This is a genomic window from Streptomyces sp. NPDC050732, from assembly GCF_040654255.1.
Taxonomy (GTDB): domain Bacteria; phylum Actinomycetota; class Actinomycetes; order Streptomycetales; family Streptomycetaceae; genus Streptomyces.
In genome coordinates this window covers 1-20538 of sequence record NZ_JBFAHP010000055.1, presented here as the reverse complement: position 1 = coordinate 20538, position 20538 = coordinate 1, and the positions used below count along the sequence as shown (strand labels likewise).

Sequence of the window (20538 nt, the reverse complement as noted above, 5' to 3'; positions counted from 1 at the left end):
GGAAAACCCGGCCGTGCTGGCCAACTTGGTTCACTCGAACCTAGAGTTCATGTCGATCTCGAACGAAGATTCCGAACCAACTGTTCTGAACCCACTGGGGGCGGCATGACCGAAGGACCACGCGGCGAGCCCGGCTCGGCGCAGCACATCGTGCACCTGGTCTCCTCGGGGGCGGCCACGTCCCGCGCCGACCTCGTACGCGAGCTGGGCCTCGCCCCCTCGACGGTCTCCCTGCGCGTGCAGGAACTCGTCGACGCCGGACTGCTCACCGAGTCCGGCGAGGGCGCGTCGCGCGGCGGCCGCAGGCCACGGCTGCTGCGCGTCGCCGCGCACGGGGGCGTCGCCCTCGCCGCGGACCTCGGCAGCCACCACGCGCGGCTCGGCGCCGTCGACCTCGGCGGCACCGTCACCGACGCCGTCGACCTGCCGCACGACATCACCGCGGGCCCGGAGTCCGCGGTGGACTGGCTCTGCGGCCAGGCCGAGACGCTGATCGCCCGCCAACGGGAACAGCGCCGCACGGTCCGCGCGTTCGGCGTCGCCTTCCCCGGCCCCGTGCAGCCCGCCACCGGCCTCGTCCTCAGCCCGTCCCGCATGCCGGGCTGGCACCGCTACCCGCTGCGCGACGTCCTCGGCGAGCGGCTCGGCATCCCCGTCACCGTCGACAACGACGCCACGATGATGGCCGTCGGCGAGCACCGCGTCGCACGCCCCGGCCTCGACCACCTCGTCGTCGTCAAGGCCGGACGCGGCATAGGCAGCGGCGTCATCTCCGCGGGCCGCCCGCACGACGGCGCCAACGGCAGCGCGGGCGACATCAGCCACGTCCGCGTCGACGCCGCGGGCGACCGCCCGTGCAGCTGCGGCAACATCGGCTGCCTGGAGACCGTCGCCAGCGGCGCGGCCCTGATCCGCGAACTCGCCCGGCACGGCGTCGAAGTGACCGACACCGCCGGCCTGCTGCGGCTCGTCGCGGACGGCGACCCGCAGGCCACCACCCTCGTCCGCACCGCGGGACGGCACATCGGCACGGTCCTGTCCGTCGTCGTCAACTTCTTCAACCCGCAGGCCGTGGCCCTCGGCGGCGTCCTCGCCACGGCCGAACCCCTGGTCGCCGCCGTGCGCGGGGTGCTCTACGAACGCTGCCTGCCCCTCGCCACGGCCGACCTGGAGATCACCACCACCGTGACCGGCGTGGACGCGGGCCTGCTCGGCGCGGGCCTCACGGCGCTGCGCCGCCACCTCCCGACCGCCTCGGCCCCCGCCCCCGCATTCCAGGAAGAGAGCGCACCCGCATGACCTCCTCCGCGCACCGTCGCCGCCTGCGCATCGGCATCGGTGGCATCGGCATCGAGTCGTCCACGTTCTGCCCGCACCGCTCCACCACCGACGACTTCCGCCGGACCCGCGGCCAGGAACTCCTCGACCGCTACACCTGGACGCGGGCGGACTCCGATCTCGCGGACACCGTCGAATGGGTGCCCCTGCTGCACGCCACCGCACTGCCCGGTGGGCCGGTGGAAGCGGAGTCGTACCTGACGCTGAAGGACGAACTGGTCACGCGCATACGGGCGGCGGGCCCGCTCGACGGCCTCGTCCATGACATCCACGGTGCGATGAGCGTCATCGGCCTCACCGACGCCGAGGCCGACCTCACCGAAGCCGTCCGCGCGGCCCTCGACTCCGTCGGCACTCCGGACGGCACGGGACGGCCGATGATCTCCGCCGCCATGGACCTGCACGGCAACGTCTCGCGCCGCTTCGCCGAGCCGGTCGACCTGCTCACCGCCCACCGCCTCGCCCCGCACGAGGACGCCTGGGAGACCCGCGAACGCGCGGCCCGCAACCTCGTCCGCTGCCTCCTCGACGGCACCCGCCCGCACCGCGCCTGGGTACAGGTCCCGGTCCTCCTGCCCGGCGAGAAGACCAGCACCCGCCTCGAACCCGCCAGGTCCCTCTACGCCTCCCTCGCCGAGATCGAGCGGCTGCCCGGCATCCTCGACGCCGCGCTGTGGGTCGGTTACGCCTGGGCCGACGAACCCCGCTGCCGGGCCGCCGTCGTCGTCACCGGCGACGACGCCCAACGCGCCGTCGCCGAGGCCGAGAAGCTGGCCCGCCGCTACTGGGACGCGCGCCGAGACTTCGTCTTCGTCGGCCCGACGGGCTCCGCCGAGGAGTGCGTCGAGCAGGCGGTGAACTCGTCCGCGCGTCCCTTCCTGATCAGCGACTCGGGCGACAACCCGACGGCGGGCGGCGCGGGCGACCTCGCGTACATGCTCGGCAAGCTGCTGGAGAACGACGCGGTCCGCGACGGCCGGGTCAGCGCGGTCCACCCCGGCATCACCGACCCGGCCGCCGTCGCCCACTGCTTCGCCGCGGGCGTGGGCGCGGAGGTCACACTGAGCGTCGGCGGCAAGGTCGACACGAACCACGGCGGACCGTACGAACTCACGGGCACCGTCGTCGCGTTGCAGCGTGCCACCGACCGGAAGGACCGCGCGGAGGGCGGCGCGTACGACCGCGGTGTCGACATGGCGGCCGTGCGCAGCGGCGGCCTCACCGTCATCCTCGTCGAGCGCCGCAAGGCGTTCCACACGCTCGCCGACTTCATGGGCCCGGCGGAGGGCGGCCTAGGCATCGACCCCCGTACGTACGACCTCGTGGTCGTGAAGATCGGCTACCTGGAGCCCGAACTCCACGACATGGCGGCCGACTGGCTCCTCGCCCTCACCCCGGGCGGCGTCGACCAGGACCTGCCGCGCCTCGGCCACCATCGGGTGGAGCGGCCGCTGTACCCGTTCGACGAGGACGCCTACGACGGCGGGACGCCCGACCTGACTGCCGCACTGCTCACCCCCGTAGCGCAAAGGAGCTCCCTGTGAAGCGTGCTGCCACCTTGTCCGCACTGGTCTGCCTGCTGGCCGTCACGGCCGCCGCCCCCGCCTCCCCCGACGCGGCCCGCCGGCCGGACGGCCACCACGCGCGCAGCCTCTTGGACACCGTCCCGAAGAGAGGCGTCCTGAAGGTCTGTACGACCGGTGACTACGCCCCCTTCACGAAGCTGGACCCCGCCGACGGGACGTACAGCGGCGTCGACATCAAGATGGCGCGGGACCTCGCGAAGAGCTTGGAGGCCGAGCCGGAGTTCACCGCGACGACCTGGGCGAACCTGACCGAGGACGTGGCGGCGGGACGCTGCGACATCGGCGTCGGCGGCGTCTCGATCACCCTGCCGCGGGCCCGCCAGGTCTACTTCAGCGAGCCCACGCGCGAGGACGGCAAGACCCCGATCGTGCGCTGCGCCGACAAGGCGAGGTTCGGGGCGGGCACGCTCGCGGACATCGACAGGCCGGGCACGACCGTCGTCGTCAACCCCGGCGGCACGAACGAGCAGTTCACCCGGGCGAACATCGAGCGGGCCACGATCAAGCTGCACCCGGAGAACACCACGATCTTCCAGGAGATCATCGAAGGACGGGCGGACGTGATGATGACGGACGCGAGCGAGACGCTCTACCAGTCGAAGATCCACCCCGAACTGTGCGCCCTCCACCCCGACAAGCCCTTCACCTTCTCCGAGAAGGCGTACGCGATGCCGCGCGGCGACGACGAGTTCAAGGCGTACGTCGACCAGTTCGTGCACCTCGCGACGCACGACGGGACGTACGCGAAGTACGAGGCCGAGTGGATGAGGTGAGCGCGCGCGGGCTTTTCCCGGGGCAGGGCGGGGGTACCCGGCGCCCATGACGTATCTCAGCGTGGAACAACTGGCAGCCGTGCCCGGGGGCGGACTCGCACCGTTCCTGACCGGACTGGGAATCGCCGTCCTACTGGTCTGGGCCGTGTGGTTCGGGATCCGGGTCCGCGGCAGGGAACAGCGTCCGCCGAAGCCGCAGGAGCAGCCGCGGCTGCCCGCCGAAGGCCCCGTCGGGGCGGTGGTGGAGCACCGCGAGCCCGACGAAGTCCCCCGCGACGGCGGCAGGCTGACCCCTCATCAACTGAAGGGGTCGGGCAACGTCGCCTCCAAGCGGAGCGACGACCAGCGGCGCCGGCGCTGGAACCGGGGGAGCAGCGGCGCCTTCGGCAGCGGTGGCCCCGGCACGCGCGGCTGAGACCGCGGCGGGCCGTGCGGTCCCTGCGGTCAGGTCCCCGACACGGGCCCCGTCACGGTCGGTCCCGTGATGGCGCGGTCCGCGGCAACGTCACGTCGCCGCGGATCGCGCCGACCGGGCCGACCGCGCGGACCTGGTGGACCGCTCCGGCCGCTCCGACCGCGTGGACCGCTCCGGCCGCGTCGACCGCTCCGGCCGTGTCGACCGTTCAGACCGTTCCGACCGAGCGGACCGCGCCGACCGGGCCGAGTGCGACCACTGCGCCTTTCTCCGCAGGTCAGCCCGCTCCTCCGTGCAGGTCCCGCCCCACACGCCGGTCTCCCCGGCCTTGAGCGCCCAGGCCAGGCACTGCACCCTCACTTCGCAGTGGGCGCAGACTTCCTTGGCGGCGGCGGTGTCCCGCGCGGCGGGTCCCGTCGTGCCGACGGGGAAGAACAGGTCAGGATCCTCTTCGGTGCAGGCGGCCTTCTCCAGCCACTCCATGCTCAACAACTCCATGCCGGCGCGGGTTCCCAGGGCCAAAGCCCGGAAACCGGGTGTCGTTTGGGCGGGGCGGCGCGGGGGACCCGGTCACCATGACCGTCCACAAGAACGCCGTGCTCGTACTGGACTGTTCGGAGCCCGAGAGGCTCGCCGAGTTCTATGCCGGACTGCTGGGCGCCGAGGTGCGGTTGAGCAAGGACCCCGACTACGTGGAGATCACCAACGAGAACGGGGTCTGTCTGGCCGTGCACCGGGAGCGCGACTACATTCCGCCGAGCTGGCCCCGTCCGGAGGACTCGCAGCAGGCACACGTGAGGATCATGGTGGCCCGGCACGACATGGACGAGGCCGAGCGCGAGGCGGTCGGTCTCGGCGCGCGGCCCGTGGACACGAAGGACAACAACGGGCCCCGGGACACCCGCACTTATTCCGACCCCGCAGGGCACTCCTTCACGCTGGCCGCCGTCCCCGAGTGAGCCCGGATTGATTGCGGGGCCCGTCCACGGGCACCCGGTGGGTCCGAACACAGTGACGAATGGACCCGACCAAGGGGCAGTGATGGAGATTTCGGGACTCATCAGCGCGATTCTGATCGGCGCCGTCATCGGCATTCTGGGCAGGCTCGTCATACCCGGGCGGCAGCGCATCGGTCTGCTGTGGACGATCGTCGTCGGCATCGTGGCGGCGCTCATCGGCACGGCCGTGGCGGCGGGCCTGGGTGTGGCCGACACCGACGGCGTGGACTGGGGCGAGTGGCTCATCCAGATCGCTCTGGCCGCCCTCGGCGTCGTGGCCCTCGACCGCGTGAAGCTGCGCCGCTGAACCCCCGGGTCCGCCTCACGGCAGTCCGCCTCACGGCTCCGTCCACCGGCACAGCAGCCGCAGGAACCCGATCAGCGTGAGCGGCCACAGGAAGGCGAAGGCCCAGATCACACCGGGGGCCGACGTGCGGATGCCGATCACGAGGAGCGTGCAGGACACGGTGGCGAAGAAGGCCACGGTGAGCGGGCGCGGCGTATGCGTGAGGACGGCGCGTACGCGGCGCCTGGCGCGCAGGAACCACATGCGGGTCTTGAGCCGGCGGTCGTTCCGCAGAGCCGCTTCCATCTCGTCGAGGATGCGCTGCTCGTGCTCCGGAAGCCGATCTGTCGACATCGTCGCCCCTCTTACGCAGGTGGAGATGGTCTGGTCCCCCGGGTGCCCAGGGCCGGAAGCGACTAACAGGACGGACCGGACAAGCGCTCGACCGTCCCGGCGACGGGCCCGCAACTCCCTCCGAGTATGCGTGACTTGACGTCTCTTGGCGTCGATTGATGCCTCTCGCATCACCCTCTGTGGCATCCTTGCCGTCCACATGTACCGCTCGGACGGGGGAGGGGTTCCGCTTGGTCGCGCAGTCGAAGCCCGTTCCGCCGGGCGGCGGGTCCGCCCAGGAGGGTGCGGACGGGCCGGGCGAAGACGGTGGGCCGGCGCCGGACCCCGAGGGCAGGCGCTACTTCACGGTGCTGTTCACCGTGCACCTCGTACTGATGCTCATCCTCGTCGCCATCGCGGTCATCGGCGACTCGGCGACCGCCCTGACGGTCGCGGGCGGCGGATTCATCGCGTACGTGTCCGCCATGACGCTCTACGCGCGCCGGGATGAGCGCAAGGAGGTCACGCAGCATCTGCTGGCGTTCCTCGCGGCGTTCACCGCGGCGGCCGTCATCGGGGGCGTCCTGTGGTGGGTCCTCGCGGCGCGGCCCGACGACGTCACGGGCGACGCACACCTGACGGGCGGCACGCTGGCCGCGGGCGCGACGGCGAGGCTCGACGTCAGCGCGAAGCCGGGCGGCAACGACGAGTTGAGGCTCTCCTTCACGGCACAGGACAGCGCGGCGGGCGAATCGCCGTGCCTGCGCATGGGCAAGCTGAGGTTCCAGGGAGAGGACGTCGCGGCCGAGGCGCCCGTCGACTTGAAGAAGAGGTTCAGCACGACCCTCACGCTCGACGACCCCGGCCCCGAGGTGTCGGTCGACATCCAGCTGGTCGGCAGCGCGAACTGCCGGGTCGAGCTGACACTGGAGAAGGCGGAGTACCACCGGTAGCCCAAGGAGAGTGCCAGAGTGCCCATGCCCGGCAGAACGCCGTCGTCCCGTCGAGTGCCGCGCCCTCGACTGCCCACCACATGCCTGCTGGCCCTCTCCTTGTCCACCCTGGTCGCCGCGTGCGGCGGCGGCGGTGGCACCGACGACGGGCCGGGCACCGCGTCGCCGTCCCCCACCGGCGGCTCCGCCGGCGGGAGCCATGCGTCCCTCTTCGAGAAGGAGACGCTCAACATCGCCGTCAAGAAGGGGCAGCCGGGCTTCAGCACACGCAGTGAGGAGGAGGACGACTTCGCCGGCTTCGAGGCGCAGTTGGTCCAGTTCCTCGGCAGTGACCTGGACTTCAAGTCGGCGGACTGGGACGTCCAGTCCCGCAATCGCGAGAAGGTGCTGCGGGAGCGCAGCATGGACCTGGTGGTGGCCACGTACTCGATCACTGAGCCCCGGGACAAGAAGATCGACTTCACCGCCCCCTACCTCAAGACCTACCAGGGCGTGCTCGTCCGCGAGAAGGAGAAGGGCATCAACAGGCTGGCGGACGTCGACGGCAAGCGGGTGTGCAGCGTGCGCGGGTCCACCGGCGACCCCGAGAGCGAGCAGGACGACAAGGCGAAGAAGTCCGTGCGCGACGCCCTGGGCCCGAACGTGGTGGCCGAACTGCGCAACAGCTACAAGACGTGCGTGAAGGACCTCACGCGGGGCAACTTCCACGCCGTCTGGACCGACAAGATCATCCTGGAGGGCTTCGCGCAGGACCCGCGGTACAAGAACGACGTGAAGGTGGTCCGCAGCATCACCGTCAAGAAGCTGCAGTTCTACGGAATCGGCCTGCGCGAGGGCCACGAGGCGGACTGCCGCAAGCTGAACGGCGCCCTCAAGCGCTTCCTCGACACCCAGTGGACGCTCGCCTTCCGTGCCCACTTCTCCGACATCACCGATCGCCTGGCCGACTTCGAACAGCAGTACAAGCCCACCGACGACGAGTTCGAGGCGCTCGCCGAGACGTCGTGCGGGGGCCAATAGGCCCCCGCTGACACGCTCGCTCAGACGGAGCGGTGGTACTGGTCCGGCACGTGCGCCTTGGCGCCGAGTTCGCGTGCCGCGCGCCGCGCCCACGAGGGGTCGCGCAGCAGCTCGCGGCCCAGCAGGACGGCGTCCGCCTCGCCGTTGGCCAGGATCTTCTCGGCCTGCTCGACTTCGGTGATCAGACCGACCGCGGCGACCGGCAGCTCCGTCTCGGCCTTCACCCGCGCGGCGAACGGGACTTGGTAGCCGGGCCCGACCGGGATCCTGACGCCCGCGGCGTTGCCGCCCGTGGAGACGTCGAGCAGGTCGATGCCGTGCTCCTTGAGGTCGGTGGCGAAGCGGACGGTGTCGTCCGGCGTCCAGCCCTCCTCCTCAAGCCAGTCGGTGGCGGAGATGCGGAAGAACAGCGGCTTGTCCTCGGGCCACACGGCCCGTACGGCGTCGACGACCTCCAGCGCGAAGCGCGTGCGGTTCTCGTACGAGCCGCCGTACGCGTCGGTCCGCCTGTTGCTGTGCGGGGAGAGGAACTCGCCGATCAGATAGCCGTGGGCGCCGTGGATCTCGGCGACGTCGAAGCCCGCGTCGAGCGAGCGCCGCGCGGCGGCGGCGAACTGCTCCACGACCTCGTGGATCTCCTCGACGGTGAGCTCCGTCGGCACGGGGTGCCGCTCGTCGAAGGCGACCGCGCTGGGCGCGACCGGCTGCCAGCCGTACTGGTCCGCGCCGACCGGGGCGCCGCCCTTCCACGGCCGGTCCGTCGAGGCCTTGCGGCCCGCGTGGGCGAGCTGGATCGCCGGGACGGTGCCCTGGCTCCGCAGGAAGTCCGTGACGCGGCGGAAGGCCGCGGCCTGGGTGTCGTTCCAGATGCCCAGGTCGTACGGGCTGATGCGGCCCTCGGCGCTGACCGCGGTGGCCTCGACGATGATCAGGCCGGTGCCGCCGGTCGCGCGCGCCGCGTAGTGCGCGAAGTGCCAGTCCTGCGGGGCTCCCGCCCCGGGCCCGTCGGGCGCCGCCGAGTACTGGCACATCGGGGGCATCCACACCCGGTTCGGGATGGTCAGCGATCGCAGGGTGTAGGGCTCGAACAGCGCGCTCACGGCGGGCTCCCATTCGTCGGGGCTGATGTGCTCCTCGTACGATAGACCTCGTAGTACGGCGGATGTCAAACTACGATGGCTCTCGTACAATGGCGCGCAGGGATCGCCCGGGGACCAAGCGCTCGGGGCGCACAGGACGAAGTGGAGCCGCCATGACGACCGCCGCCGCCGCGACCGGCAGCGCGAGCAGCAGGACGCTCGCCCACCCCGAGCCCGAGGAGATCCGCCTCGAAGCCGTGCTGCACGCCTTCGCCGATCCGATGCGGATGCGGGTGGTCCGGGAGCTGTCCCGGGAGGAGGGCGCGGCCGGACTCTCCTGTTCCTACTTCGAGCTGCCCGTCACCAAGTCCACGTGCACGCACCACTTCAGGGTGCTGCGCGAGAGCGGCGTCATCCGGCAGATCTACCGCGGCACGGCCAAGCTGAACGTGCTGCGCCGCGACGACCTCGACGCGCTCTTCCCCGAGCTGCTCGACAGCGTCCTGGCCGCGGCGGCCCGCCAGGCCGACCGCCTCGGCGAAGAGGGCTGAGAGCCTGTCTTTGAACCCCCGTCGTTCGCGCGGAGCGCGGGCGTGCCGGGCGTCGGGGCGCAGGCGGGGGTTCAAAGACAGGCTCTGAACCGGCCCGGCCGGGGGCACGCCCCCACGGTCCGGGGTCAGCGCCCCGGGACCCCTCGTGCCGCCTCCCGCAGCCCTTCCCAGTCAGGGATCTTCACCACGCCGCGGCCGAGGGAGCGGCCGAGGTCGGCCTCCGCGCGTTCGATGGCCAGCCAGCCCGGCCACTCGACCGGGCACAGGCCCGCGGCGCGCAGGGCCGTCAGGGGGTCCTCCGGAAGCTGCCGCCGGGCGAGGGCGGGGGCGTCGTCCAGCAGGGACTGGACCGTCTCCTTGGAACACGGGCGGTTCGTGCCGATCACGCCGGTGGGGCCGCGTTTGATCCACCCCGCCACGTACTCGCCGGGGGACGGCGCGCCGTCGCGCAGCACCCTTCCCGCCGCGTGCGGCACCGTGCCCCGGTCCGCGTCGAACGGCAGCCCCTCCAGGGGCACTCCGCGGTACCCGACCGAGCGGAGCACCAGCTGCGCGGGGATGTCCTCGTACTGCCCCGAGCCCGTCACCCCGCCCTCGCCGTCCGGCAGCGTGCGCTCGAACCGGGTCAGGGCGACGCGGCCCGCCGCCCCCGCCGTCAGGGAGACCGGCCGCAGGAAGAAGCGCAGCCTGAGCCGCCGGGCCAGGCCCCGCGTCGGGCGCTCGGCCCAGCCGCGCAGCACCTCCACGTTGCGACGGCTCGCGGCGGGCAGCCCCGAAGGGTCGGTGTACGCCGGGTCCAGCGCCAACTCCGCCGGATCCACCACGACTTCGGTGTCCGGCAGCGCGCCGAGCTCCCGCAGCTCCTTGGTGGTGAACCGCGCCTGGGAGGGCCCGCGCCGCCCCACCATGGACACCTCACGCACCCCGCTGCCGGCGAGCACGCCGAGCGGCGCGTCCGGCATGTCGGTGGGCAGCAGTTCGGCGGCGCCGCGGACCAGCATGCGGGCCACGTCCACCGCGACGTTGCCGACGCCGATGACGACGGCGGACTCCACGTCCCGTACGAACCCGTCCTGCGCGTATCCGTCCGTCAGCGCGTCCGGGTGCGCGCTGTACCAGGAGACGAACTCGGTCGCCGAGCAGCTGCCGGGGAGGTCCTCGCCGGGCACCCCGAGCCTGCGGTCCGCCGCCGCGCCGACGCAGTAGACCACCGCGTGGTAGAGACCGAGCAGCCGGGCCGGGGTGAGGGCGCCGGAGCCGATCTCCAGGGAGCCGAGGAAGCGGACGCGCTCGTGTTCAAGGACCGTGCGCAGATTGTTCTGCAGGGACTTGATCTTCTCGTGGTCCGGCGCCACCCCGTAGCGCACCAGGCCGTACGGGCACGGGAGCCGGTCGAGAACGTCGACCCGCACGTCCGGCACGCGGTCCTGCTGGACGAGGGACTGTGCGGCGTACACCCCGCTGGGGCCCGAACCGACGACGGCGACCTGCAGCACTGTGGTGCTCCTTCCGCGAGGCGCGCTCGGGACGGTTTCAGGATCGCACCGGGAGCCGCGCGATGTCAGGGGTGCGGACGACGTCACCCCATTTCGCGCATCCTGCCGATCTCGCTCGACTGCTGCGCCACGACGTCGTTCGCCATCTCCTCGACCTGGATGTTGTTGCCCTCGGAGAGCACATCCGTGGCCATCGTGACCGCCCCGCTGTGGTGCGTGATCATCAGCTTCAGGAAGAGCTGGTCGAACGCCTCGCCCTGCGCGGCGCGCAGCTGCTTCAACTGCGCGCCACTGGCCATGCCTGGCATCGTCGCGTGATCGTGCCCCGCGTGCCCGCGCGGGCCGCCGTGCTTCTTGAGCCAGCCCTTCATCGCGCCGATCTCCGGGCGCTGCGCCGCACTGATGCGCGACGCCAGCCGCTTGACCTTGCTCGATCCGGCCCGCTCCGGGGCCAGTTCGGCCATCCGCAGGGCCTGGCCGTGGTGCACGATCATCATCTGCGCGTAGGTGAAGTCGGCCGTGTTGGGGGAGTCGTCCTCGGATCTCTGCCGTGCGGCGTCCTTCGCGGACATCGTCGCCGCGGTCTCGCCCGGCTTGCCCGGCGCGATCACCGAAGGGCCCGGTGACGCCTCGCGTCCGGCGTCGGACCCGCCGCCCGTGCCGGAGTCGCACCCCGCGAGGACGAGGGCCGCGGCGGCCACGAGCGCGGCGACGGCGGACGTACGACGGCCGGGCACGGCGACCTCCTGTGGCACACGGGCGAGTACAGGTCCGTTCACAAGTCCGGTCAAGAGTCGGCTCCCCCCTGTTGATATGTGCATGATGAGCACGATACTGCGGGTGTCCGTGACCCGTTCCCCTGCGAACGGCGACAAGGGAGGACGCAGTGACCCTGTTGAGCAACCCCCGAACGCGGCGCAGACGGCTGGCGGTCGGCGCGGCGGCAGCCGGACTGCTGGCCGCGCTGCTGACCGCGGCGCCCGCGGGAGCCGTCCCCGATCCCGGTGACACTCCCGCCGCCCCCAAGAGCGTCTCCAAGAGCGACGCCGCACAGACCAGGGAGGCCATCGAGCGCGGCGAGATACCCGCGCCCGACGAGATCGCCCACTCGGACAACATCGAGCACCTGGCCAACATCCCCAAGGACGCGCTGCCCGGCAACAACACGGACCTCGCGTTCCAGGGCAAGTACGCCTTCGCCGGCAACTACGACGGCTTCCGGATCTTCGACATCAGCAACCCGAAGGCCCCCAGGACGGTGTCACAGGTCCTGTGCCCGGGCTCGCAGAACGACGTCTCCGTCTCCGGTGACCTCCTCTTCCTCTCCACGGACTCCTCGCGCAGCGACAACTCCTGCAACAGCACCACGCAGCCCGCGACGGAGAAGTCCTCCTGGGAGGGCATGAAGATCTTCGACATCAGCGACAAGGCGAACCCCAAGTACGTCTCCGCCGTCGAGACCGCCTGCGGCTCGCACACGCACACGCTGGTGCCGGAGCGCAGGAACGTCTACGTGTACGTCTCCTCGTACTCCCCGGACGCCGCGTTCCCGGACTGCCAGCCGCCGCACGACGGCATCTCCGTCATCAAGGTGCCGCGCAAGGCCCCGGAGCGGGCCGCGGTCGTGAACTTCCCCGTCCTCTTCCCCGGTGAGGGACCCGACGGCGGCGGCAACCCGGGCGGGCCCACCAACCCGGGCGTCCGCAAGACCAGCGGCTGCCACGACATCACCGTGCTGCCCTCCGAGGACCTCGCGGCGGGCGCCTGCATGGGCGACGGCATCCTCTTCTCCATCGAGGACCCGGAGAACCCGAAGATCATCGACCAGGTCCAGGACAACACCAACTTCGCGTTCTGGCACTCGGCGACCTTCAACCAGAAGGCGGACAAGGTCGTCTTCACCGACGAGCTCGGCGGCGGTTCCGGCGCCACCTGCAACGCGGCCGTCGGCCCCGACCGCGGCGCCAACGGCATCTACGACATCCGGGGCAAGGGCGACAAGCGCAAGCTGGTCTTCAAGAGCTACTTCAAGATCCCCCGCCACCAGGCGGACACCGAGAACTGCGTGGCCCACAACGGCTCGCTGATCCCGGTCAGGGGCAAGGACCTCATGGTGCAGGCCTGGTACCAGGGCGGCGTCTCCGTCTGGGACTTCACCGACTCCAGGAAGCCCAAGGAGATCGGCTACTTCGAGCGCGGACCGCTCTCCACCGACAAGATCACGACGGGCGGTTCCTGGTCGGCGTACTACTACAACGGCCGCGTCTACTCCAACGACATGGCCAAGGGCCTCGACGTCCTGAAGATCAACGACAAGCGGACGGAACCCGCACAGCGGGTCCGCCTGCACGAGCTCAACGTCCAGACGCAGCCGGACTACTTCGACTGACCGACCAAGGAGGTCCCGCCGGGTGGTGCGCCGCCAGGCGGGACGCCGAGCTCCCAGTCGAGCTCGTACCGCTGGAACAGCTCGGCCCGCAGCGTCACCAGCGGCATCGGCGCCCCGGGGATGAGCAGCGCGAAGACCGCGCCCATCAGGAGCGCCCGCAGCAGCGGATAGTCCCGGTCCACGTCGTGCGATCCGTACCGCACGACGGTGTCGCGCAGCAGCTCCGCGAGCCGCTGCTGCTCCGGGCACTGCACGAAGCCCTCCGCCTGGAGGATGCCCGCCATGTGCGTCCGCATGAGCAGCGGCTCGTCGAGGGCCAGACCCAGGATCGCGTCGACCGCCCGCGCCATCCGCTCGCGCCCGTCGTCGGTGCGCGGCTCCCGCTCCAGCGCCGCGTCCAGCGTGCGGTGCATCAGCCGGTGCACCGCGGACTGCAGCAGCTGGCGCTTGCCGGGGAAGTAGTACGACACCAGGCCGCGGGCGGCGCCCGCCCGGTCCGCGATGTGGCCGAGCGTCGTGGCCTCGTACCCCCGCTCGCCCACGAGCTCCACCGTCGCCTGCAGCAGCCGCTCCCGGGAACGTCTGCGCAATTCTTCATTGACCGATGGGCTACGCGGGGACATTCTGTAACTCCTGCGTTGACTGGCTCCGAGCCAATATACTCAGTGCGTCCCGAGGCGGCGTCTCGACAGAGACCTCGCGCGGGTCGTTGGAGCCTGGGGCAGGCAGCACCGCGGGGGAGTGTTGCCTGCCCACAGGCGTGCGCCCGTGCGGCCGTCCGTCATCCGACGAGGCCGAGCACGGGGCGCAGGGCGCCCGGCCGCCGGTCCACCGGCAGATGGTCGACGAAGTGCACCGCGCACCCCAGCGCCGCCGCGCCCCCGTCGGCTCCCCGGTCGTCACCGACCATGAGGGCGTCCCGCGGGTCGACCCCGAGGGCGTCACAGGCCGACGCGAAGAGGCGCGGGTCGGGCTTCTGGATCTCGTGTTCGTACGACAGGACGTACGCGTCGACGTACGGGTCGAGGCCATGGGCGCGGAAGACGGGCCGCGGGTCCCAGCCGATGTTGCTGACCACCGCGACGCCGACACCCCGCTCCCGCAGCCCGGTCAGCACCTCCGGCGCGTCGGCGTAGGGCTGCCACGCCGGAGGCGTCATGTGCCGCTCGTACAGCGCGTCGTACAGCCGCGGATCGGGCAGCGGCACCTGACGGGCGAGGCCTGTGTACGTGGCGCGGTGCAGCTCCGCGCTCCGGTCGCGGACCGCCCACGCCTCGGCGAGGTGCCCGGGCACGGCGACGGGGTGCGCCCCGCCGGGCAGCGCGCCCGCCCTCTCCAGCGCCGCGGCGGCCGACCCCGACTCCTCGTCGGGCCACGCCACTTCGAGCTCGCCGAGCACGGCCCGCAGCCAGGAGTCGGCCGACTCGACCCGGAACAGCGTCCCGGAGAAGTCGAAGAGCACGCCCTTGATCGTCATGTGCGGAATCCTCCGAAGCGCCGAGGGGAAGAACGGTCAGTCCGTGGCGTGCGTATCGTCCGTGTCGTGCGTGACGTCCGGGGTGCGCCCGCCGGGTCCGTACGCGTGCGTCGCGACGGTCAGCGCCACCGTCATGGCTCCGAGCAGCCAACCGCCCACGACGTCCGAGGGCCAGTGCACACCGAGCCAGATCCGGGTCAGGCCGACCCCGACGACGGAGACCGCGGCGAGGGCAAGGCCGGTACGCCACAGGGCGGGGCCCGCGCCGTGCACGCGCAGCAGCCACAGGAGCAGTCCGCAGACGAGCGCCGCGGTCATCGCGTGCCCGGACGGGAACGCCGCGTAGTGCGCGGAGTCCACCGGGTCCGGCCACACCGGGCGCGGCCGGTCGACCGCGGCCTTGAGCCCCTGCTGCACCGCCGACCCGATCAGGCAGGCACCGGCGACCCAGAGCGCGAGCCACCGCGCCCCGCGCACCGCGAGCCAGACCACCACCACCGCGATCAGCGCGCGCATCGTCCACGGGTCCCACACCCAGTCGGTGAGGATCCGGCTGACCCGCGTGGTACCGGGGTCGTCCACCGCCCAGCGGTGAGTGGTGCGCGCGATGTCGTCGTCGAGCGAGAGCAGGGGCCGCCACTCAAGCCCGACGAGGAGGAGCAGCAGGAGCGACGGCACGCCGAGGGCCGCCGCGGTGAGGGCGGCACGGGAGCCGGGCGGTCGGGTCGGGGAGTCGGGGGGCGCGGGGTACATGCATTGATCCTCGCCGACGGGGCGGGGCGGGGGCCATCCCGGGGGCGGGACGTGTGCGCGTCGGCCCGCCCGACACCGGTCCGCGGCCCCAGGGTGGGTCTCTCGGATCGGCCCGGGCCCGCGGCGCCTGGCACGGCGCCTCGCGGCGTTGTCACATCACCCAGGGACACCCGGGGCGCGGGCTGTCCGGACCGATCGCAATGGACACGCCTCAGCCCAGCGCGCGCAGGCCCGGTACGAACGTGACGAGGACGGGGATCACCGGGACGAGCGCCGCCGTCGCCGTCAGGCGCAGCCTGCGTCCCGCGGTGAGGCGGGGGCGGGCGGCGAGCAGCCGGTGCACGCGCTGCGGGACGTGCGCGTGGTGGGCCGGGCAGGGGCCGAAGACGCCGCGGTCCTCGTTGAGTTCGACCAGGGCGAGGGCGATCGTCAGACGGCCGAAGCGGCGCGACGCCACGTCGTCCGCGGCGAGCTCCACCAGACGGTGCATCTCCGCACGGAACGCCGCGAAAACCCGCACCTGCGGAAACCCGACGGCCAGCGCGTCCGAGCAGTGCAGCAGCCAGTCGTGCCTGGCCTGCGCGTGCCCCTGCTCGTGCGCGAGGACGGCGTCGAGCTGACGGCCCTTCAGGCGGCGCAACGCGGCGGTGGTGATGACCAGTTGAGGCGCCTGGCCCGGCAGCCACCAGGCGTCGGGGCGCTCGCCCTCCAGGACCACGAGACGGTTGCTCCCCGGCTCCTCACCGGGCAACAGCGGCGAACGCACGAGCAGTTCGGAGCGCCGGCCGGACCGCCGGGCGCGCGCCCGGGCGATCTCCCGGGTCAGCATGACCGCCGTCCACATGCCTCCGCAGGCCAGCGCCACGGCGGTCGCCGCGGCCCAAGGCCCGGGTGCCTGAAGGGCGTACGCCTCGACCACGCCGTGCGGCGCGGGAGCGAAGACGTGGCCGCGCACGGCCTGCCACGCGGCGGCGGCGCTCAGCGTCATCGAGAGCGCGCAGCAGAGCAGGACACCCGCCACGACGCACTGCCAGGCCCACAGCGCGACCACGGGTTCGCGCTCCGGCCAGTCGGCCCGCGCGAGCATCCGGGGGGCGACGACAGCGGTCAGGGCGCCCAGCAGCAACAGCGCGACGGGGACCATCATGCCGCCCAGCCTATGAGGGTTGGCTACCCGAGGGTATGGGCTGCCATCCCAAGTGACGCACGCCACGGCCGACACGGGCGCATCTCACGTACGAGTGACGACCACGGATCCCGTGCCACGGCGGCGTTAGTGTGCGGACGGTGATCGAGACCATCGTGTTCGACGTGGGGGAGACCCTCACCAAAGACGACCGCTACTGGGCAGCCTGGGCGGACTGGCTGCAGGTGCCGCGCCACACCCTCTCCGCGCTCGTCGGCGCCGCCGTCGCGCAGGGCGGCGACGCCGCCGACGCGCTGCGGTTCGTCAGCCCGGACATGGACATCGCCTCCGCCCACCACGCCCGCGAGACCGCGGGCCGCGGCGAGCACCTGGGCGAGACCGACCTCTACGCGGACGTGCGGCCCGCCCTCGGCGGCCTCCAGAAGCTGGGCGTCCGCGTCGTCGTCGCGGGAAACGGGACGCCGCGCGCGGCCGAACTCCTGCGCGACCTCGACCTGCCCGCCGACCTCGTCGTCACCTCGGGCGACTGGGGCGTGGCCAAGCCGGATCCCGCCTTCTTCACCCGCGTGCTCGAAGTGGCGCAGGCCGGGCCGCAGGAGACCCTGTACGTCGGCGACCACCCCGCGCACGACGTGTTCCCCGCCAAACGGGCGGGGCTGCTCGCGGCCCACATCCGGCGCGGCCCGTGGGGGCACTACTGGGCGAACGACCCGGCCGTCGCCGACGCGGTGGACTGGCGCATCGACACCCTCACCGCGCTCGCGGCGCTGATCGACCAGTGAGGGCCCGGGCGCGGGCGGCCGCTACAGCGTGAGCAGCATCGCCACCATCCCGATCCCCATCGACAACCGGCACGCCAGCGCCAGCTCGGGCCGGTCCACCCACCCGAGCACCGCGCCACCGCCCCCCGCCGAGGCGACCGCCCGCGGCGCCAGGCGCGCCCCCGACCACAGGACGTACCCGGCGAAGTAGAGCAGGAGCGTGCCGGTGAGGAGCGGGACGCCGGTCCCGCCGTGCCCCGCGTGCGCGCCGGGTGCCGTGGCCATGGTCACCGACATGTAGACCATGGCGGACGCGCCGACCAGGTGGTGGAGGTGGTGCCGGTTCGCGCGGGCCGCCCACACGGTGTGCAGCGCGGCCGCGCCGAACACCGCGGCGTAGACCAGCCACGCCCAGCGCGGCGGCGCGACCACGGCCGCGGGCACGGCCATCACCGCCATCCCGAACCCCATGAGCGCCTCACCGCCGGCCGTGCGGCGCTGTTCCTCGATCCGGCTGCGCATCCGCAGCAGACAGTAGGCCCCGGTCGCCGCGCAGAGCGCGACGAGCAGCCAGGCGGCCTGTGCCGGTCCGTGCACCGCACCCTCCCCCTGTAGACGGTGTCGTCGGGTCGATGCCCGGGGCCGCCGGGCCGTACGCGAGCGCACAGGGGTGCAAGGGGAGCGCGGGGGAGCGGCCCGGGGGCGCTCCGGACCCAGATCATTTGCAGGTAAAACACTTGCTAACCTTTTGGGTATGAGCAGTACGCCGCCGTCCCTGAACCCGTCCCCGAACCCATCCACCCGCCCCGCCCGCGTCCGCCGGCTCCCGCTCGCCGGTGTGCTGCGCCCGGGCAAACCGTCCGACATCTGGTTCAAGCCCGCCACCAGCGTGGTCGTGGCCAACGCGGCACCGAACCTGACGCTGCTCGCCCTCGGGCGGCTCGACCTGGTGATGTACACGATGGCCGGGTCCTTCTGCGCCCTGTACACCCACAACCTCCCCTACGCCGCCCGCGCCCGGGTCCTGGCCGGCGTCGTCGCGGGGATGGCCGCGAGCGTCGCCGTCGCCCTGGTCACCGCCTCACTGACGAGCTCCGCCGCGATCCTCGTCGCGGTCGGCGCGCTGCTCGCCGCCGCCCAGAAGACGCTCTGCGACGCCACCCGCGTCGGACCGCCCGGCCACCTGATCTTCACCTTCATCAGCTCCGCGAGCCTCTTCGCGCCGCAGACCCCGGGCCAGGTCCCCGGCCACCTCGCACTGACCCTCGCCGGCGGCGCCCTGGCCTGGCTCGTCGGCATGGCACCCGCCCTGCTCCGCCCGCACGGACCCGAACGCCGCGCCACCGCACGCGCCCTGAACGCCGCAGCCGCGTACGCGCAGGCCGCGCGCGCCGACGCCGAAGGGCCCGGCACCGAGCGGGCCCGCGCCGCCGCGGCCGGCGCCGTGCACGCCGCCTGGCAGTCGCTGCTCGCCACCGGGCCCCGCACCACCGCGGCCCGGCGCGCCCTCTCCTGGCTCGTCGTCCGCGCCGAGGAAGCCCTCGCCGCGCCCGCCGCGGCGGACCCCGCCGCACTGCGCTCCTGGGCGGCAGGGTTGCGCGGTACGGGCGCCGTCCCGCGCCCCGGCGGCGTCCACCCCGGCGAGGACGACGAACTCCTCGGCCTCGACGCCGAGCTCGCCGCCCCGAAGGTTCCGCTGTGGCGGCGGCTCGCCCCCGGCTCCCCGCTGCTGCCCATCGCGCTGCGCACCGCCGTCGGCTGCGCCCTCGCCGGATACGCCTCTCTCGCGCTCGGCATCGGCCGCCCCTACTGGGCCCTGGTCACCGCGGCCTCCCTCTACCAGGCCAACCTCACCCTCACCTGGAACCGGGGCGTGCAGCGCGTGGTCGGCAATCTCGTCGGGGTGGGCGCCTTCGCCGCCATCGCGCCGTTCGCCCACCTGGGCCACGCCGAGCTCATCGTCAGCTGCCTCGTCCTCGCCTTCGGGGCGGAGGCGCTGATCACCCGCAACTACTGGCTCGGCAGCGTGTGCGTGACGCCCATGGCGCTGCTCGTCACCGAGTTCGCACGCCTCCAGGAGCCCGGCGAACTGATCCTCGACCGCGTCGTGGACACCCTCGTCGGCGCCGTGCTCGGCGTCGCGGCCGCGGTCCTCGTCACCAACCGGCGCGCCGCCGACCACATCGAGCGGGCCATCGAGGCCGCCGACCGGGCCAGGGAGCAGGCCGAGGCCGGGCTCGCCGGGGCCGGCGCGGTCGAACCCGCGCGGCGCCGCCTCACCGCCGCCCTCGTCGAACTGCGCGCCGCCGCCGACGCGGCGGCCGGCGAATGGTGGCAGCGCGCCCTGCCCGAACAGCGGGTGCTCGACGCCGAGCGCGCCGGACACCGTACGCTCGCGGCGATGGTCCGCCGACCCACTGGTCAGCGCGGTGAGAACGGTCAGGGCACGCGGCCCCGCGCGGAAGCCGCCGACGCCTGGGAGGGCGCACGAGCATGACGACGGAGAACGGCCCGGTGGCCGGCCCCGGTGGGGACACCGTGGCCGCGGTGGTGCGGCAGTGGCGGGCGGTGCGGCCCGACATCGACACCGGACCCATGGAGGTCATCGGCCGCATCAACCGCTGCGCGGCACTGCTCCAGCAGGCCGAGGACGCCCCGCTGCGCCGCGCGGGCCTGACCCGCGCCGAGTTCGACCTGCTCGGGGCGTTGCGCCGGACCGGCCACGAACTGACACCCGGTGAGCTGGCCCGCGAGACGTTCTCCTCCGGCGCCGCCGTCACCAAGCGCCTCAAACTGCTCCAGGAGAGGGAGCTGGTCGACCGGCGCGCCGACGCACGGGACCGCAGGGTCGCCCACGTCGGCCTCACCGAGGCCGGGCGCGACCTCGTCGACGCGATCCTGCCCGAACAGCTCGCGTACGAGACCGTCGTACTGTCCGTCCTCGACGGAGCCGGGCAGGGACAGCTGAGCGGGCTCCTCGGGGAGCTGCTCGCCCAGCTGGAGGGCCGCCTCGGGGTGCGCCGGGGCTGAGAGCCTGTCTTCGAACCCCCGCCTGCGCCCCGACGCCCGGCACGCACGCTCGCCGCACGGCGCCCCAGGACAGGTGGCTCCGCCACATGACCTGGGGCGCCGCACGCCGATCGCACGCACCGAACGCCGCTGCGCCCGCGCTCCGCGCGAACG

Annotated in this window: 23 protein-coding genes; 13 read left to right on the top strand and 10 right to left on the bottom strand. The window is 72.8% G+C overall.

The features are described 5' to 3' along the window. Positions 1 to 105: 105 nt before the first annotated feature. The 4 genes from AB0H82_RS34305 to AB0H82_RS34290 are packed head-to-tail and all read left to right on the top strand — an operon-like array spanning position 106 to position 4112. Complete coding sequence (locus tag AB0H82_RS34305) at positions 106 to 1299, top strand: ROK family transcriptional regulator (RefSeq protein ID WP_362999438.1); 1194 nt, start codon at positions 106 to 108, stop codon at positions 1297 to 1299. Then, positions 1296 to 2882, top strand: a complete 1587-nt coding sequence (locus tag AB0H82_RS34300) for a M81 family metallopeptidase (RefSeq protein WP_362999437.1) — start codon at positions 1296 to 1298, stop codon at positions 2880 to 2882. Before AB0H82_RS34305 ends, AB0H82_RS34300 begins: the two co-directional genes overlap by 4 nt. Continuing rightward, positions 2879 to 3697, top strand: a complete 819-nt coding sequence (locus tag AB0H82_RS34295) for a transporter substrate-binding domain-containing protein (protein WP_362999436.1) — start codon at positions 2879 to 2881, stop codon at positions 3695 to 3697. Before AB0H82_RS34300 ends, AB0H82_RS34295 begins: the two co-directional genes overlap by 4 nt. A 46-nt stretch (positions 3698 to 3743) precedes the next feature. Further along, positions 3744 to 4112 (top strand): DUF6479 family protein, encoded by a 369-nt coding sequence (locus AB0H82_RS34290; RefSeq protein ID WP_362999435.1) that lies wholly within the window; start codon positions 3744 to 3746, stop codon positions 4110 to 4112. Positions 4113 to 4202: 90 nt separating this feature from the next. Here the strand turns inward: AB0H82_RS34290 and AB0H82_RS34285 are convergent, their stop codons facing one another. Further along, entirely contained in the window at positions 4203 to 4610 is a 408-nt protein-coding gene (locus AB0H82_RS34285; protein WP_362999434.1) for a WhiB family transcriptional regulator, read from the bottom strand. A gap of 77 nt (positions 4611 to 4687) precedes the next feature. Between AB0H82_RS34285 and AB0H82_RS34280 the strand changes: the two genes are divergently transcribed. Both AB0H82_RS34280 and AB0H82_RS34275 read left to right on the top strand, forming a co-directional pair. Then, positions 4688 to 5071 carry a VOC family protein gene (locus tag AB0H82_RS34280; protein ID WP_362999433.1) on the top strand — a complete coding sequence of 128 codons (384 nt, stop codon included), beginning with the start codon at positions 4688 to 4690 and terminating at the stop codon, positions 5069 to 5071. A gap of 82 nt (positions 5072 to 5153) precedes the next feature. After that, on the top strand, positions 5154 to 5417 hold the full coding sequence (locus tag AB0H82_RS34275) for a GlsB/YeaQ/YmgE family stress response membrane protein (protein WP_362999432.1): 264 nt from the start codon (positions 5154 to 5156) through the stop codon (positions 5415 to 5417). 30 nt (positions 5418 to 5447) lie between these two features. Here AB0H82_RS34275 and AB0H82_RS34270 read toward each other — a convergent pair whose 3' ends face one another. Beyond that, a complete protein-coding gene (locus AB0H82_RS34270; protein WP_362999431.1) occupies positions 5448 to 5750 on the bottom strand; it encodes a DUF3040 domain-containing protein in 303 nt (100 codons plus the stop codon). A 230-nt stretch (positions 5751 to 5980) separates the two neighbouring features. Between AB0H82_RS34270 and AB0H82_RS34265 the strand changes: the two genes are divergently transcribed. Continuing rightward, positions 5981 to 6682, top strand: coding sequence for a hypothetical protein (locus tag AB0H82_RS34265; protein ID WP_362999430.1), 702 nt, complete (start codon positions 5981 to 5983; stop codon positions 6680 to 6682). A 24-nt stretch (positions 6683 to 6706) separates the two neighbouring features. Continuing rightward, entirely contained in the window at positions 6707 to 7702 is a 996-nt protein-coding gene (locus AB0H82_RS34260; protein ID WP_362999429.1) for a transporter substrate-binding domain-containing protein, read from the top strand. 20 nt (positions 7703 to 7722) lie between these two features. Here the strand turns inward: AB0H82_RS34260 and AB0H82_RS34255 are convergent, their stop codons facing one another. Next, positions 7723 to 8802, bottom strand: coding sequence for an NADH:flavin oxidoreductase/NADH oxidase (locus AB0H82_RS34255; protein ID WP_362999428.1), 1080 nt, complete (start codon positions 8800 to 8802; stop codon positions 7723 to 7725). 152 nt (positions 8803 to 8954) lie between these two features. On the opposite strand from AB0H82_RS34255, the gene AB0H82_RS34250 reads away from it, so the two are divergent. After that, on the top strand, positions 8955 to 9332 hold the full coding sequence (locus tag AB0H82_RS34250) for a helix-turn-helix domain-containing protein (RefSeq protein WP_362999427.1): 378 nt from the start codon (positions 8955 to 8957) through the stop codon (positions 9330 to 9332). A 125-nt stretch (positions 9333 to 9457) separates the two neighbouring features. Here the strand turns inward: AB0H82_RS34250 and AB0H82_RS34245 are convergent, their stop codons facing one another. Next, on the bottom strand, positions 9458 to 10828 hold the full coding sequence (locus AB0H82_RS34245) for an FAD-dependent oxidoreductase (RefSeq protein WP_362999426.1): 1371 nt from the start codon (positions 10826 to 10828) through the stop codon (positions 9458 to 9460). Between the two features lie 83 nt (positions 10829 to 10911). Continuing rightward, positions 10912 to 11583: a DUF305 domain-containing protein gene (locus AB0H82_RS34240; protein ID WP_362999425.1), complete on the bottom strand. Its 672-nt coding sequence runs from the start codon at positions 11581 to 11583 to the stop codon at positions 10912 to 10914. Between the two features lie 131 nt (positions 11584 to 11714). Between AB0H82_RS34240 and AB0H82_RS34235 the strand changes: the two genes are divergently transcribed. Next, positions 11715 to 13217 (top strand): hypothetical protein, encoded by a 1503-nt coding sequence (locus tag AB0H82_RS34235; protein ID WP_362999424.1) that lies wholly within the window; start codon positions 11715 to 11717, stop codon positions 13215 to 13217. Here AB0H82_RS34235 and AB0H82_RS34230 read toward each other — a convergent pair. From AB0H82_RS34230 to AB0H82_RS34215, 4 genes are all read right to left on the bottom strand, one after another. Beyond that, the gene (locus tag AB0H82_RS34230) at positions 13205 to 13840 is read right to left on the bottom strand and encodes a helix-turn-helix domain-containing protein (protein ID WP_362999423.1); all 636 of its coding nucleotides are present in this window, start codon (positions 13838 to 13840) and stop codon (positions 13205 to 13207) included. The genes AB0H82_RS34235 and AB0H82_RS34230 overlap by 13 nt on opposite strands. A 158-nt stretch (positions 13841 to 13998) precedes the next feature. Beyond that, positions 13999 to 14694, bottom strand: a complete 696-nt coding sequence (locus AB0H82_RS34225; RefSeq protein WP_362999422.1) for an HAD family hydrolase — start codon at positions 14692 to 14694, stop codon at positions 13999 to 14001. 36 nt (positions 14695 to 14730) lie between these two features. Next, positions 14731 to 15447 carry a phosphatase PAP2 family protein gene (locus AB0H82_RS34220; protein ID WP_362999421.1) on the bottom strand — a complete coding sequence of 239 codons (717 nt, stop codon included), beginning with the start codon at positions 15445 to 15447 and terminating at the stop codon, positions 14731 to 14733. 211 nt (positions 15448 to 15658) lie between these two features. Further along, the gene (locus tag AB0H82_RS34215; protein WP_362999420.1) at positions 15659 to 16594 is read right to left on the bottom strand and encodes a M56 family metallopeptidase; all 936 of its coding nucleotides are present in this window, start codon (positions 16592 to 16594) and stop codon (positions 15659 to 15661) included. Between the two features lie 140 nt (positions 16595 to 16734). On the opposite strand from AB0H82_RS34215, the gene AB0H82_RS34210 reads away from it, so the two are divergent. Beyond that, a complete protein-coding gene (locus tag AB0H82_RS34210; RefSeq protein ID WP_362999419.1) occupies positions 16735 to 17376 on the top strand; it encodes an HAD family hydrolase in 642 nt (213 codons plus the stop codon). Between the two features lie 21 nt (positions 17377 to 17397). Here AB0H82_RS34210 and AB0H82_RS34205 read toward each other — a convergent pair whose 3' ends face one another. Beyond that, positions 17398 to 17952: a DUF5134 domain-containing protein gene (locus tag AB0H82_RS34205; protein WP_362999418.1), complete on the bottom strand. Its 555-nt coding sequence runs from the start codon at positions 17950 to 17952 to the stop codon at positions 17398 to 17400. Between the two features lie 157 nt (positions 17953 to 18109). On the opposite strand from AB0H82_RS34205, the gene AB0H82_RS34200 reads away from it, so the two are divergent. Then, entirely contained in the window at positions 18110 to 19852 is a 1743-nt protein-coding gene (locus AB0H82_RS34200; protein WP_362999417.1) for an FUSC family protein, read from the top strand. Next, positions 19849 to 20385, top strand: a complete 537-nt coding sequence (locus AB0H82_RS34195; protein WP_362999416.1) for a MarR family winged helix-turn-helix transcriptional regulator — start codon at positions 19849 to 19851, stop codon at positions 20383 to 20385. The genes AB0H82_RS34200 and AB0H82_RS34195 overlap by 4 nt, the downstream gene beginning before the upstream one ends. Positions 20386 to 20538: the final 153 nt, after the last annotated feature.

Excerpts from the sequence above, each read along its gene's own strand:
- AB0H82_RS34305 (WP_362999438.1), top strand. The coding sequence starts at position 106 with ATGACCGAAGGACCACGCGGCGAGCCCGGCTCGGCGCAGCACATCGTG.
- AB0H82_RS34300 (WP_362999437.1), top strand. The coding sequence starts at position 1,296 with ATGACCTCCTCCGCGCACCGTCGCCGCCTGCGCATCGGCATCGGTGGC.
- AB0H82_RS34290 (WP_362999435.1), top strand. The coding sequence starts at position 3,744 with ATGACGTATCTCAGCGTGGAACAACTGGCAGCCGTGCCCGGGGGCGGA.
- AB0H82_RS34285 (WP_362999434.1), bottom strand. The coding sequence starts at position 4,610 with ATGGAGTTGTTGAGCATGGAGTGGCTGGAGAAGGCCGCCTGCACCGAA.
- AB0H82_RS34280 (WP_362999433.1), top strand. The coding sequence starts at position 4,688 with ATGACCGTCCACAAGAACGCCGTGCTCGTACTGGACTGTTCGGAGCCC.
- AB0H82_RS34275 (WP_362999432.1), top strand. The coding sequence starts at position 5,154 with ATGGAGATTTCGGGACTCATCAGCGCGATTCTGATCGGCGCCGTCATC.
- AB0H82_RS34270 (WP_362999431.1), bottom strand. The coding sequence starts at position 5,750 with ATGTCGACAGATCGGCTTCCGGAGCACGAGCAGCGCATCCTCGACGAG.
- AB0H82_RS34260 (WP_362999429.1), top strand. The coding sequence starts at position 6,707 with ATGCCCGGCAGAACGCCGTCGTCCCGTCGAGTGCCGCGCCCTCGACTG.
- AB0H82_RS34250 (WP_362999427.1), top strand. The coding sequence starts at position 8,955 with ATGACGACCGCCGCCGCCGCGACCGGCAGCGCGAGCAGCAGGACGCTC.
- AB0H82_RS34230 (WP_362999423.1), bottom strand. The coding sequence starts at position 13,840 with ATGTCCCCGCGTAGCCCATCGGTCAATGAAGAATTGCGCAGACGTTCC.
- AB0H82_RS34225 (WP_362999422.1), bottom strand. The coding sequence starts at position 14,694 with ATGACGATCAAGGGCGTGCTCTTCGACTTCTCCGGGACGCTGTTCCGG.
- AB0H82_RS34220 (WP_362999421.1), bottom strand. The coding sequence starts at position 15,447 with ATGTACCCCGCGCCCCCCGACTCCCCGACCCGACCGCCCGGCTCCCGT.
- AB0H82_RS34215 (WP_362999420.1), bottom strand. The coding sequence starts at position 16,594 with ATGATGGTCCCCGTCGCGCTGTTGCTGCTGGGCGCCCTGACCGCTGTC.
- AB0H82_RS34200 (WP_362999417.1), top strand. The coding sequence starts at position 18,110 with ATGAGCAGTACGCCGCCGTCCCTGAACCCGTCCCCGAACCCATCCACC.
- AB0H82_RS34195 (WP_362999416.1), top strand. The coding sequence starts at position 19,849 with ATGACGACGGAGAACGGCCCGGTGGCCGGCCCCGGTGGGGACACCGTG.